The 12636-nt window shown below is 69.7% G+C and carries 12 protein-coding genes and 1 pseudogene; 4 read left to right on the top strand and 9 right to left on the bottom strand.

From position 1 onward, the window contains the following. Nucleotides 1-417: 417 nt before the first annotated feature. The 7 genes from SH922_RS36205 to SH922_RS36175 form a co-directional block, all read right to left on the bottom strand. On the bottom strand, nucleotides 418-1203 hold the full coding sequence (locus SH922_RS36205; protein WP_350994228.1) for an ABC transporter ATP-binding protein: 786 nt from the start codon (nucleotides 1201-1203) through the stop codon (nucleotides 418-420). After that, a complete protein-coding gene (locus SH922_RS36200; protein ID WP_393062773.1) occupies nucleotides 1196-2125 on the bottom strand; it encodes an ABC transporter permease in 930 nt (309 codons plus the stop codon). The genes SH922_RS36205 and SH922_RS36200 overlap by 8 nt, the downstream gene beginning before the upstream one ends. Nucleotides 2126-2231: 106 nt before the next feature. Beyond that, on the bottom strand, nucleotides 2232-3104 hold the full coding sequence (locus SH922_RS36195; protein ID WP_393063788.1) for a glycosyltransferase family 2 protein: 873 nt from the start codon (nucleotides 3102-3104) through the stop codon (nucleotides 2232-2234). Nucleotides 3105-3112: 8 nt separating this feature from the next. Beyond that, a complete protein-coding gene (locus tag SH922_RS36190) occupies nucleotides 3113-3892 on the bottom strand; it encodes a CDP-alcohol phosphatidyltransferase family protein (RefSeq protein ID WP_330824858.1) in 780 nt (259 codons plus the stop codon). Continuing rightward, nucleotides 3870-4931, bottom strand: coding sequence for an iron-containing alcohol dehydrogenase family protein (locus SH922_RS36185; RefSeq protein ID WP_362541708.1), 1062 nt, complete (start codon nucleotides 4929-4931; stop codon nucleotides 3870-3872). Before SH922_RS36185 ends, SH922_RS36190 begins: the two co-directional genes overlap by 23 nt. Further along, entirely contained in the window at nucleotides 4919-5656 is a 738-nt protein-coding gene (locus tag SH922_RS36180) for a sugar phosphate nucleotidyltransferase (protein WP_393062772.1), read from the bottom strand. The genes SH922_RS36185 and SH922_RS36180 overlap by 13 nt, the downstream gene beginning before the upstream one ends. Then, a complete protein-coding gene (locus SH922_RS36175) occupies nucleotides 5653-7455 on the bottom strand; it encodes a DUF5941 domain-containing protein (protein ID WP_393062771.1) in 1803 nt (600 codons plus the stop codon). The genes SH922_RS36180 and SH922_RS36175 overlap by 4 nt, the downstream gene beginning before the upstream one ends. A 276-nt stretch (nucleotides 7456-7731) precedes the next feature. Here SH922_RS36175 and galE point away from each other — a divergent pair, with 276 nt between their 5' ends. The 4 genes and pseudogenes from galE (at nucleotide 7732) to idi (ending at nucleotide 11375) form a co-directional block, all read left to right on the top strand. Further along, on the top strand, nucleotides 7732-8715 hold the full coding sequence (gene galE / locus SH922_RS36170) for a UDP-glucose 4-epimerase GalE (protein ID WP_393062770.1): 984 nt from the start codon (nucleotides 7732-7734) through the stop codon (nucleotides 8713-8715). Nucleotides 8716-8882: 167 nt separating this feature from the next. Next, on the top strand, nucleotides 8883-9824 hold the full coding sequence (locus SH922_RS36165) for a cation diffusion facilitator family transporter (protein WP_393062769.1): 942 nt from the start codon (nucleotides 8883-8885) through the stop codon (nucleotides 9822-9824). Nucleotides 9825-10138: 314 nt separating this feature from the next. Continuing rightward, a pseudogene (locus tag SH922_RS36160) lies at nucleotides 10139-10642 on the top strand (GNAT family N-acetyltransferase); the annotation flags it as partial. Nucleotides 10643-10781: 139 nt separating this feature from the next. After that, the gene (gene idi / locus SH922_RS36155) at nucleotides 10782-11375 is read left to right on the top strand and encodes an isopentenyl-diphosphate Delta-isomerase (RefSeq protein ID WP_393062768.1); all 594 of its coding nucleotides are present in this window, start codon (nucleotides 10782-10784) and stop codon (nucleotides 11373-11375) included. A 24-nt stretch (nucleotides 11376-11399) separates the two neighbouring features. On the opposite strand, the gene SH922_RS36150 is transcribed toward idi, so the two are convergent. Together SH922_RS36150 and SH922_RS36145 are read right to left on the bottom strand one after the other, a co-directional pair. Beyond that, on the bottom strand, nucleotides 11400-11855 hold the full coding sequence (locus SH922_RS36150) for an ATP-binding protein (protein WP_328897555.1): 456 nt from the start codon (nucleotides 11853-11855) through the stop codon (nucleotides 11400-11402). Nucleotides 11856-11989: 134 nt separating this feature from the next. After that, nucleotides 11990-12613 carry an HdeD family acid-resistance protein gene (locus SH922_RS36145; protein WP_393062767.1) on the bottom strand — a complete coding sequence of 208 codons (624 nt, stop codon included), beginning with the start codon at nucleotides 12611-12613 and terminating at the stop codon, nucleotides 11990-11992. Nucleotides 12614-12636 lie beyond the last annotated feature (23 nt).

The raw sequence follows: 12636 nt of genomic DNA, 5'->3' as shown, positions 1-12636 counted from the left end.
AGCACCTCGGAGCTGGAGATCTTCCGTCATAGCCGTCACATCTCCCGTTCTACACTGCCGACCCAAAACATCCCATTCCGGACACGCCGCCCGCTCTCCCCAGTGCGGAGGACGACTACGGGCCGTCCACCCAGGCGGTATCGCCCCACTTGCCACGAATCAGCACCGGTACAGCTTACGTTGTACAACGCTCATCCATGCGCCGGGGTGCGGGGCGCGCAGCACCTGCGAGCTACGCCCTGTCAACTTTCCCCTCGCGCAAGGAAATTGACGTCATCCGGCGGGAGGAGATCTTGCCGGGCGCCGTACGACGAGCCGTGGAGGCGCGGGACGGGGTCCACGATCCGCAAGCAGCGCAGCGGCCTCTGCCGGAATGTTCCGGCAGAGGCCGCTGCGGTACGCGACTGCGGCGACGCCCTACTTGCCCGTCTCGCGTTCGTACGCCTTGAGGACCTCGTCGGTCGGGCCGTCCATCAGCAGTTCGCCCTTTTCCAGCCAAAGCACCCGGTCGCAGGTGTCCCTGATCGACTTGTTGCTGTGACTGACCAGGAAGACCGTGCCGGCCTCCTTGCGGAGCTCCCGGATACGCGCCTCGGAGCGGATCTGGAACTTGCGGTCACCGGTCGCCAGCGCCTCGTCGATCATGAGGACGTCGTGGTTCTTGGCGGCGGCGATGGAGAAACGCAGCCGGGCGGCCATACCGGAGGAGTACGTCCGCATCGGCAGGGTGATGAAGTCGCCCTTCTCGTTGATGCCGGAGAATTCGACGATGCTGTCGTAGCGTTCGCGGATCTCCTCACGGCTCATCCCCATCGCGAGCCCGCCGAGCACGACGTTGCGCTCGCCCGTCAGGTCGCTCATCAGCGCCGCGTTCACACCGAGCAGCGAAGGCTGTCCGTCCGTGTACACCTTGCCGTGTTCGGTCGGCAGCAGTCCGGCGATGGCCCGCAGCAGGGTGGACTTGCCGGAGCCGTTCGTCCCGATGAGGCCGATGGCCTCGCCCCGGTACGAGGTGAAGGAGACGCCGCGTACGGCGTGCACCTTGCGGATCCCGCGCTCCTCGCCCTTGCCGCGGCGCAGTATCCGGCTCAGTGCTGCGGTGGCGCCGCCCTTGCCACCGCCGCCGCCGTTGACGCGGTACACGATGTGCACGTCGTCGGCGATCACGGTGGGGACGCGCCCCGCGGTGTTGTCCTCAGCCACGGCCGTACCGCTCCTCTGCCTTCCAGAAGTACACGAAGCCTCCGGCACCCACCAGGAGCGCCCAGGCGAGACCCACCACCCAGACGTGCGCCGGCAGGTTGTCGGAGCCGTAGCCGTCGATCAGGGCGAACCGGACCAGGTCCATGTAGATGGCCGCCGGGTTGTACTGCAGCACATCACCGATCCAGGCCGGCTTGTCGGCGAGCATCACCGGGATGGAGAACATGACGCCGGAGGCGTACATCCAGGTCCGCATGACGAACGGCATCAGCTGGGCCAGGTCGGGCGTCTTGGACCCGAGCCTCGCCATGATCAGTGCCAGTCCGGTGTTGAAGAAGAACTGCAGGACCAGCGCGGGAATCACCAGCAGCCAGGACAGCCTCGGGTAGCTCCCGAATCCCACGGTCACGGCGACCAGCACGATCATCGAGTACAGCAGCTGCTGGAGCTGCTGGAGCGAGAACGAGATGGGCAGCGAGGCGCGCGGGAAGTGCAGCGCCCGCACCAGTCCGAGGTTGCCGGAGATGGCGCGGACCCCGGCCATCACCGAGCTCTGGGTGAAGGTGAAGACGAAGACCCCGGTCACCAGGAACGGGATGAAGACCTCCTGCGTCATCCCCTTCTTCGTGCCGAGGATCAGGCCGAAGATGAGGAAGTACACCGCGGCGTTCAGGAGCGGGGTGGCCACCTGCCACAACTGGCCCAGCTTGGCCTGGCTGTACTGGGCGGTCAGCTTGGCCCGGGAGAACGCCATGATGAAGTGGCGTCGTCCGCGGAGCTGGCGCATGTACTCGAAGAGCCCGGGCCGGGCACCGCTGACCGTCAGACCGTACTTGGCAGCCAGCTCGGCAGGGCTCAGGCCGTCGTCGGCCGATGGCGGGGTGCTCAACGCAACAGCACCGTCACGGGTTGTGTCACTCACCAGATGAAACTCTCGTATTCAAAACGCGCAGCCAGTCGCGGGCGCGGCTCAGGGCGGACAGGTCCCGACAAGAAAACTTACGCCTCATGCTCCCAGAGGCGACTTCTCAGATCACCGGAGGGCGGCCGAGTCTGGTCAGCCGCCACACCGTACGCCACTTCATCGGACGGCGCGGTCCACAGGGTGTCGACCAGCCCTCGCGGAAGCCGCCGAACCATGCCTTCAGCGCCGGGCCCGAGGGCTTGCGGAGCAGGGTGAGCAGCAGCCACACGCCGAGATACACGGGGACCAGGGGCGCGGGCAGATTGCGCCGGGCCAGCCAGACCCGGTTCCGGGCCACCATGCGGTGGTAGACGGCATGCCGCGACGGAGCGGTCGTGGGGTGGTTGAGGACCATGTCCGCGCGGTAGTCGATCTGCCAGCCGGCGTCCAGTGCCCGCCAGGCGAGGTCGGTCTCCTCGTGCGCGTAGAAGAAGTCGCCCGGCAGCGGTCCGACCTCGGCGATGACCCTGGTGCGTACGGCGTTGGCGCCGCCGAGGAAGGTCGTCACCCGCGAGGACCGCATCGGGTCGGCGGCGCGCAGCCGCGGCACATGGCGGCGCTGCGTTTCGCCGGTGTCGGGGTCGGCGATCCGGAAGCTGATGATGCCGAGCCTCGCATCGGCCTCGAACGCCTGCCGGCACAGCTCGGCGGTGTCGGTGCGCGGCAGGTGCCCGTCGTCGTCGAGGAAGAGCAGGGCGTCGACATCGGCGCCGGAGGGTCCGAAGGCCTCGATGCCCACGTTGCGGCCGCCGGGGATGCCCAGGTTCTCGGGCAGCTCGACGGTCCGCACTCCTGCAGGGACGTCCGGGACGGCGGAGCCGTTGCCGACGACGACCACCTCGATCCGGTCGCCGTCCTGCTTGGCGACCGAATCGAGCAGGGCGCGCAGCTCGGCCGGGCGGTTGCCCATCGTGATGATGACCGCGCCGAGTTTCATGGGGGTGCTCACTTCAGCCTGCTCGATGCCAGGACCGACACGAGATGGAGGAGGGTCTGCAGCAGGGCGATGCCGGCCAGCACCGCGACCGCGAGGCGGCTGAAGAAGAGGTCGTCCCGGACGGCGTCCAGGACGGCCGCGACCAGAATGACCAGCGACGCCTCGACGCAGAGGATCAGACGGTGGAACTTGAGCGCGCCGGCGGCCCGGCGGGCAAGCGCCATGCCGGACGAGCGCGGCTCGGAGGCCGCCTCCTTGACCGGCGGCAGCCCGCCCTGGTGGCGTGCGACCCCGACCAGGTCGGTCTCGGCCTTGATCAGGATGGCGCCCAGCGCGGCAAGCGTGCCCAGGAAGGCCCACAGCCAGTCGATCCGCCCGGTGCCCCACAGGTCCGCGGCGCGCAGGCCGAAACCGACCAGCACGGCGGCGTCACAGAGGTAGGCGCCGACCCGGTCCAGATAGACCCCGCCCAGGGAGAACTGCTTCTTCCAGCGGGCGAGCTCGCCGTCGACACAGTCCAGCAGCAGGTAGAGCTGGACCATGAGGACGCCGAGCAGCGCACCGGGGATGCCCGGGACGAGCAGGGCCGGAGCGGCGAGCACACCGGCGATGGTCATCAGGTAGGTCAACTGGTTGGGGGTCACCTTGGTGTTCACCAGGTACCGGTCCACACGCAGCGAGACCTCGCGCATGTATATCCGGCCCGCCCAGTGCTCGCCGCTGCGCCGGTCCTTGACGCCCGGGGGGTGAACGACAGGACGGAGTTCAGCTACTGATGGTCTTGGCATAGTCGGCGTACGCGTCCCTGATCTGGTCGGTGGACAGGTTGAGGTGCTCCAGGACCGTGAAGCGTCCCGGGCGGGTCTGCGGCGCGTAGTCGACGGCCTGCACGAACTCGTCGGCCGTGAAGCCGATCTGCTCGGGCAGGACCGGCAGACCGTGCCGTCGGAGCACGTCGGCGAAGAGCCTGGACTCCTCACGGGCGCCCCGCAGGTGCATGGCGAAGGCCGCGCCGAGGCCGACCTGCTCGCCATGGCTGGCAGCGCGCTTGGGGAACAGCAGGTCGAAGGCGTGGCTGATCTCGTGGCAGGCGCCGGACGACGGGCGGGTGTCCCCGCTGATCGAGATGGCGATGCCGGAGAGCACCAGCGACTCGGCGAGAACCGTGAGGAACTCGTCGTCGGCGACGGTGCCGGGGTGCCGCAGGACGGCTTCTCCGGCGGTACGGGCCATGGCGGCGGCCAGTCCGTCGATCTGCTCGTTGTTGACCTCGTGCGACAGTTCCCAGTCGGCGATCGCGGAGATGTTGGAGATCGCGTCGCCGACGCCGGAGCGCACGAAACGGTCCGGGGCCTCGCGGATCACCGCGAGGTCGATGACCATGGCGATCGGCATCGGGACGCCGTAGGAGCCGCGGCCGTTGTCGTTGTCCAGGGTGGCGACGGGCGAGCAGAGACCGTCGTGGGCGAGGTTCGTGGCGACCGAGACCAGCGGCAGACCGACCCGGGCCGCGGCGTACTTCGCCACGTCGATGATCTTTCCGCCGCCGAGGCCGACCACGGCGTCGTAGCGCTTGCCCTTGATCTCGTCGGCCAGCTTCACCGCGGAATCGATGTCGCCCCCGGCGACGCAGTACCAGTCGGCGCCGGGCAGAGCCGGGGCGAGCTTCTCGCGCAACGCCTGCCCGGAGCCGCCGCTGATGGCGATGGCGAGCCTGCCGGACGCGGAGATCCGCTGGTCGACGAGGAGACCGGCCAGATCGTCCATGGCCCCCCGGCTGATGTCGACGAAGACCGGGGAGGGGATGAGTCGGGTCAGTACCGGCACGCGATCTCCCTGCCCTTTGCGAGGTCGTCGTGGTTGTCGATCTCGACCCAGGTCACCTCGCCGATGGGGGCCACGTCGACGGTGAAGCCGCGGTTGACGAGCTCCTGGTAGCCGTCCTCGTAGTAGAGGTCCGGGTCACGTTCGAAGGTCGCCTTGAGCGCGTCGGCGAGTTCCTCGGCGGCCTCGGCCTCGATGAGGGTGACGCCGATGTACTCGCCGCTCGCGGTGGCCGGGTCCATCAGCTTCGTGATGCGCTGGACGCCCTTGTCGCCGTCGGTGATGACCTTCATCTCCTCGTCGGCGAGGTTCTTCACCGTGTCGAGGGCGAGGATGATCTTCCGGCCGTTGCCGCGCGCGTCCAGCAGGGTCCGCTCGACGGAGACCGGGTGGACGGTGTCGCCGTTGGCGAGGATCACCCCGCGCTTGAGGATCTCGCGGGCGCACCACAGGGAGTAGGCGTTGTTCCACTCCTCGGCCTTGTCGTTGTCCACGAGGGTGAGCGTGAGGCCGTACTTCGCCTCCAGCTCCTCCTTGCGGTCGTAGACGGCCTCCTTGCGGTAGCCGACGACGATCGCGACCTCGGTGAGACCGATCTCGGCGAAGTTGGCCAGCGTGAGGTCGAGGACCGTCTTCTCGCCGTCCACCGGCACGAGGGCCTTGGGGAGCGTGTCGGTGTAGGGGCGAAGGCGCCGTCCTGCGCCGGCTGCCAGTACGAGGCCGATCATGCGGGTTCTCCTTCGTCGTGAACGGCGGGCGCCGCGGAGGACACCCAGAAGCGGATGGACTCCACCAGCACGACCAGTGCCACGGCCACCGCGAGGGCGGTGAGACCCACGGTGAAGCCGGAGGCCCCCGTGAATACGGCTGCGAGTACGGCCACCGCCAGGGTCCGGCCCTCGTGCCCGCCGATCGTGCGCACCAGCCACTGGGGCGGGGCGCCGGTGCCGCCTCGAATGCGGTACACCGTGTCGTAGTGATGGTAGGCGACCGCCGAAACGAGGCCGAAGGCCGCGGGAAGCGCACCGTCGATGTCGCTGCGTGCTGCCAGGACGAGGATCGTGCAGTACTCCGCCGCGCGGAAGACGGGCGGTACGAGCCAGTCGAGTGCGCCCTTGAGGGGGCGAGCCACCGCTATGCCGGAGCAGATCGCGTAGAACACCGCGGCGGCGATCATCTGCCGGCTGCCGAAGGGCTGCTGCAGTGCGGCGGCGATCAGCGCGCCGGTCCCGACGACCGCCACCACCGGGGCGCCCCAGGCGCCGGGGATCCGGGGACCGCGGGCCGCCACGAGCTGGGCGACCGGGCCGGAGTCGGCGAGGTCGGCGAGGGCCTGGGCGGCACGGTCGGTGCGGCGGGCCTTGCGGGTCAGGGAGCGCAGCAGCCGGCCGGCGGTGGTGTAGCAGGCCGCGAAAGCGCAGCCGACGAGCAGGGCGTAGAAGACGATCCGCGGGGTGGTCAGCGCGGTCAGCACGGCGATCATCGCCCAGCGCTCACCGATCGGGAGCACGATTATGCGGCGCACCCAGTGAGTCCAGCCGACACTGTCGAGCTTGTCCGAGAGGGCGGCCGTGGGGCTGGCGTTCGCGATCGCGTCGTGGTTCGCCTCGGTGAACGAGAAGTCGATGACGTGGCGGCAGGACTGGAGCACCATCGCGCCGAGGGCCAGCGCCCACACGTCGTCACCGCCGCGGGCGGCACCGAGCGCGAGGCCCGCGTAGTAGGCGTACTCCTTGGCCCGGTCGAACGTGGCGTCCAGCCACGCGCCCATCGTCGAGTACTGCAGCGAGTAGCGGGCGAGCTGCCCGTCGGTGCAGTCCAGCACGAAGGAGAAGAGGAGCAGCAGCCCGGCGGCGACGTATCCGCCACGGGTGCCGGTGGCCGCACAGCCCGCCGCGACCAGTGCGGTCAGCAGGGACGCGGTGGTGACCTGGTTCGGGGTGAACCCGCGGCGCGCGCACCATCGGGCGATGTAGCGCGAGTACGGGCTGATGCAGTACGTGGTGAAGAAGCCGTCGCGGGCCTTCACGGCGCTGCGCAGCCGGACCGCCTCGTCGTCGACGGCGGCGACGCCGGACTGCGCGGTGGCCCGCGCGGCCTCGTCCGCCGGAACGGCGGCGACGAGCGAGCCGAGCTCCGGGCGCTGGACAGCAGTGCCCTCGGCGTCCATCGTGGCTGCGAGCCGCCCCGGCACGGTGCGGTCGGTGACCACGACGGTACTGCCGGGCGGCCCGGCGGCAACGCCGGCGCCGATCGCCTCGGTGGTGGTGCGCAGGGCACGGACCAGGGCGGGGCGCGCCTCCGGCTGCGCGGTGAGCGCACCGGGCACGGCGGCGGCGGGGAAGCGGGGATCGGTCAGTCCGAGCCGTAGGGCGTGGACGTGGCCGACGAAACGGGGATCGACGAGGGCGACGCGGCTCTCGGCCGGAACCGCGGACAGCAACCGGACCGCCTCGGTGACGTCGGCAGCGATCTGTACGTCGAAGCCCAGTGACCTCAGATCATCCTGGAGCGACGATCCGGGCACCGGAGCACCTGTGAGAATGGCGGTCGACAGACGAACTCACTCCTTGGTGCTGACACGGGTCGGCGCGCGACAGTGCGGCCCTGAAATGCGGCCGGCGGCATGTCGGCAGAGGCTATCGGATGAACGGAAGCAGGATTTCACTGCCCGTTTGGGCTCCGTTCCGCGCGGACCGGCATCATGCGGGCCCGTCCGCGATCATCATCGTCGATGGCCGCCTCGCCTGACAAAACGCGGGTGGGGGACAGCCCTTCGCCGGTTGGTCTTAGTCTGACCGGCATGACATGGCTGATCACAGGCGGAGCTGGATATATCGGGGCACACGTGGTGCGGGCGATGAGGGGGGCCGGGGAGCAGGTCGTCGTGGTCGACGACCTCTCGGCCGGCAATCCGGACCGGTTGCCTGACGACGTCCCACTGATCCGGGGCTCGGCGACAGACCGCGCGCTGCTCGACCGGGTGCTCGCGGAGCACCAGGTGACGGGTGTGGTGCATCTCGCAGCGAGGAAGCAGGTCGGTGAATCCGTCGAGAAGCCGCTCCTGTACTACCGGGAGAACGTCGGCGGGCTGACCGTCCTCCTGGAGGCCGTCGTGGCCGCCGGGGTGCGGCGCTTCCTGTTCTCGTCGTCGGCCGCGGTCTACGGCGTTCCGGAGGTGGAGTTCATCACCGAGGAGGCTCCCTGCGTCCCGATCAATCCGTACGGTGAGACCAAGCTCGCCGGCGAGTGGCTGGTACGGGCGGCCGGGCAGGCGCACGGACTGTCCACCGGCTGCCTGCGCTACTTCAACGTGGCGGGCGCCGCCGAGCCGCAGCTGTCGGACACGGGCGTCTTCAACGTGATCCCGATGTTCTTCGACCGGCTGACGCGCGGCGAGGCGCCGCGGATCTTCGGTGACGACTACCCCACACCTGACGGCACCTGCATCCGCGACTACATCCACGTGGCCGACCTGGCCGACGCGCACCTGGCCGTTGCCCGGCGGCTGGCCGCGCAGGACGGTCCCGGGGACCTGACCGTGAACATCGGCCGCGGCGAGGGCGTCTCGGTGCGCGAGCTCGCCGGTCTGGTCGCGGAGATCACCGGCCACGAGCTGAAGCCGGAGATCGAGCCGCGCCGGGCCGGGGACGCCGCGAAAGCGGTCGCCTCGTGTGACCGGATGACGGGCGAGCTGGGCTGGACGGCGCGGCGCGGAGTGCGGGAGATGGTCGGGTCGGCCTGGCAGGGCTGGCTGCTGCACCATCCCGGAACCTCCGCGTCATAGGTGGCCGGGCGGGTGGCTCCGCCGCTCTGACCTGCGACCATTTCTGCAGGTCAGAGCATTTGACAACGGTGTTCAGTGCCGTGTTGCCCGATACCCCCCACCCGTAGTTCACTGACAGTGCCCGGGCCGCTCGCGTCCGGGCCCGCAGACGACCGGGAGGCGTCCCCATGGGGGCAGGGCACGATCACGGACATGCGCACGGAGGGCACGCGCCCACCGGCACGGCAGCCGCCGCGTACAAGGGCCGGCTGAGGATCGCGCTGGGCATCACGCTCGCCGTGGCGGTCATGGAGGTCGTCGGAGGTGCCCTGTCGGGCTCCCTCGCGCTGATCGCCGATGCGGCCCACATGGCGACCGACGCGCTGGGGCTGGGCATGGCGCTGCTGGCGATCCATTTCGCCAACAAGCCGGCCGGGCCCAACCGGACCTTCGGCTACGCCCGGGCCGAGATCCTCGCAGCGCTGGCCAACTGTGTCCTGCTGCTGGGGGTGGGCGGCTATCTGCTCTACGAGGCGGTGGAGCGTTTCATCACTCCGGCCGAGACCCGGGGTGGGCTGACGATCGCCTTCGCCCTGGTCGGACTGGTCGCGAACATGGTGTCGCTGTCGCTGCTCATGCGCGGGCAGAAGGACAGCCTCAATGTGCGCGGCGCCTACCTGGAGGTGCTCGCGGACGCCTTGGGCTCGGTCACCGTGCTGGTCTCGGCAGGGATCATCCTGGCGACCGGCTGGCAGGCCGCGGACCCGGTCGCCTCGCTGGTCATCGGTCTCATGATCGTCCCGCGCACGGTGAAGCTGCTTCGCGAGACGTTGAACGTGCTGCTGGAGTCCGCGCCCCCAGGGGTCGACATGGGCGAGGTGCGCGACCACATCACGGCCCTGCCCGGGGTGCTGGACGTCCACGATCTGCACGCCTGGACGATCACCTCGGGGATGCCGGTGCTCTCCGCCCACGTGGTGGTGCATCAGGAGTTCCTCGACTCGATCGGGCACGAGAAGCTCCTCCACGAACTGCAGGGCTGCCTCGGCGACCACTTCGACGTCGAGCACTGCACCTTTCAGCTGGAGCCGAGCGGCCACGCCGAGCACGAGGCGAAGCTCTGCCACTGACGCGGGGAGGCCGGATGAGCCCGAGGTGTAGGGTTTTCGGAGCGGTGCACGAACCTCCGGCCGCGTGAGATCCCGTGTACGGGCAAGGAGCTGGGGCTGATGACCGCCGCGAAGGCGCCCGCCCGGCGCAGCCACCGGTCCCGCTCCCACTCCAGGTTTCCAGGCTGACACCCCGGCTCGTACCGAGTCGGCCCGTCGGCCGGAGCCCGCTCACCCAAGGGTTTCCCACGTTGACCGACAAGAACCACTCCCCCGAGGACACCGCGCCTCCCTCTCCGTACGACCGCGGTCCGGAGCGTCCGCGCCCCGTCGCCCGCTGGACGGTCCGTCCCGAGGCAGCTGCCGACACCGCCGCCGTGCACGCGGTCAACTCCGCCGCGTTCCCGACGGAGGCGGAGGCCGATCTGGTCGACGCCCTGCGCAGGGACCCCTCGGCCTGGCTGCCCGGACTCTCGTACGTCGCCGAGGCCGCCGACGGCTCCCTCGCCGCCTGCGCCCTGCTCACCCGCTGTCTGGTCGCAGGCGTACCGGCACTGGCGCTGGCCCCGGTGGCCACCGCCCCGGAGCATCAGCGCATGGGCGCCGGACAGGCCGTGGTGTGGGCCCTGCTCGATGCCGCACGGCGGCGCGGGGAGACACTCGTCCTGGTCCTCGGCCATCCCGAGTACTACCCGAGGTTCGGTTTCGTGTCCGCGTCGCGGTACGGAATCCGGCCGGGGTTCGAAGTGCCGGACGAGGCGATGATGGCCCTGGTCCTCGATGATTCCGTGCCTGTTCCGCAGGGCACGATTGAGTATCCGGCCGCGTTCGGGGTCTGATGCACCGTCCGGCCCCGCGCGCCCGGGCGGTGCCGGACATGCCAGGACCCTAAGTGCGGACAAGCCGCTTTTGTACGGCAGACTTGAGCAGACTCGACGGGACCGGCGCACGGGGCCGGGACCATAGCGAAGGATGGGTATGCCGACCACACCAGCCACCGCGGCGAACAGCTCGTCGACCGGCACAGCAGAAGCGATCATGCTCGAACTGGTCGACGAGAACGGCACCACCATCGGCACGGCGGAGAAGCTCGCCGCCCACCAGGCACCCGGCCAACTGCACCGGGCGTTCTCCGTGTTCCTCTTCGACGAGCAGGGCCGGCTGCTGCTCCAGCGCCGCGCACTCGGCAAGTACCACTCCCCCGGTGTCTGGTCCAACACCTGCTGCGGCCACCCGTATCCGGGCGAGGCGCCCTTCGCCGCCGCCGCCCGGCGGACCTACGAGGAGCTGGGCATCTCGCCCTCACTGCTGGCCGAGGCGGGCACGGTGCGTTACAACCACCCGGATCCCGCGTCGGGTCTGGTCGAGCAGGAGTTCAACCACCTCTTCGTGGGCATGGCGCAGGAGCAGTTGCGCCCGGATCCGGAAGAGGTGGGCGAGACGGCTTTCGTGACGGCCGGGGAGCTGGCCGAGCGGCATGCCCAGGCCCCCTTCTCCGCCTGGTTCATGACCGTGCTGGACGCCGCCCGTCCCGCGATCCGGGAGCTGACCGGACCAGCTGCCGGCTGGTAGGCGCGGACCGCCGGCGCGGAGGGGTCACAGACGCGTACTGAGCGGCAGCGCCGCCCAGATGACCTTTCCGCCGCCTGCGGTGTGCTCCACGTCGCAGGTCCCGCCCGCTTCCCGGGTGATCTCACGGACCAGCAGCAGCCCGCGCCCGCCGGTCTGCGCGTAATCCGTCTCCAGAGCCGTCGGCCGGTAGGGGTGGTTGTCCTCGACGGACACCCTGATCCATTCGGCGCCCACGGCGACCTCGACCGCGAGCTCCGGCGAGAGCAGCGCGGCATGCTTCACGGCGTTGGTCGCCAGCTCGGAGACGATGAGCAGCAGACCCTGGGCGATGTCGTCGTCGAGGGGGACGCCCTGGCGTTCCAGCAGATCGCGTACGGCGTGCCGGGCCTGGGGTACGGAGACGTCCGTGGCCGGGGCGGTGAACCGCCAGACCCCCTCGTACGACACGGGCCGGGCGGGGACACTCCCGCGGCTCTCCATTATCCAGTACCCGCTCTCCACTCAGTGGTGACTGCACGTCGAGTACAGGGTGCGGGGCGTAGTCGGTTCGGTCCGTACCACTGAACAGAAGTCGACTCCAATCGACGGAACTTGACCGAATCGGTGTGGGTGCGTCAGCTTTCGGACCGCTTCTGACCTTCCTCCGGGAGCCCGTCCGCGTCTGTGCCGGGCGCCATCTGATCCGAGACCATCGACACGATCCGGCGGCCCCCGACACCAACCGCAATGAGCCCGAGCCCGTCGAAGAGCAGGGCGAGCGAGAAGAAGCAGCCGAGCACGTAGAGGCTGCTGTGCGGCCAGTCGAAGAGGACCAGCAGCCCGAGCAGCAGCCCGAAGGCACCCTGCAGCAGCGTCCAGCCGAACTGGGGCCCTCGCACCACGACGCTGCCGACGAGGCGGAACACCCCGCCCGTCAGGAAGAGCAGCGCGGCGAACATGGTCAGCGCCTCGGCTGTGCCGTGGGGGTGACGGATGACGACGACTCCGGCGGCGATGTTCAGCGCCGCGACCACCACGCCCAGCCAGAAGTAGCTGGTGCCACGCGACTGGACCGCGTGGAGCAGCCCGACCAGACCGCCGATCAGCAGCAGCCAGCCGAAGAGAATCATCGAGGTGAGCGTCGCGACGCCCGTGTAGACGAGGCCGACCAGGCCGGCGACGACGAGCAGGATGCCGAGCAGGGCCAGACCGCTGAAACTCCGGTTGAGCTTCCTGCCCTCTTTCACGGGATCGGCCACCAGAAGCTCCTCGGGGTGCGTGC

Origin of the sequence: Streptomyces sp. LN549, assembly GCF_043203805.1 — a bacterium.
Lineage (GTDB): Bacteria > Actinomycetota > Actinomycetes > Streptomycetales > Streptomycetaceae > Streptomyces.
This window is presented reverse-complemented; position numbering and strand designations above follow the sequence as displayed.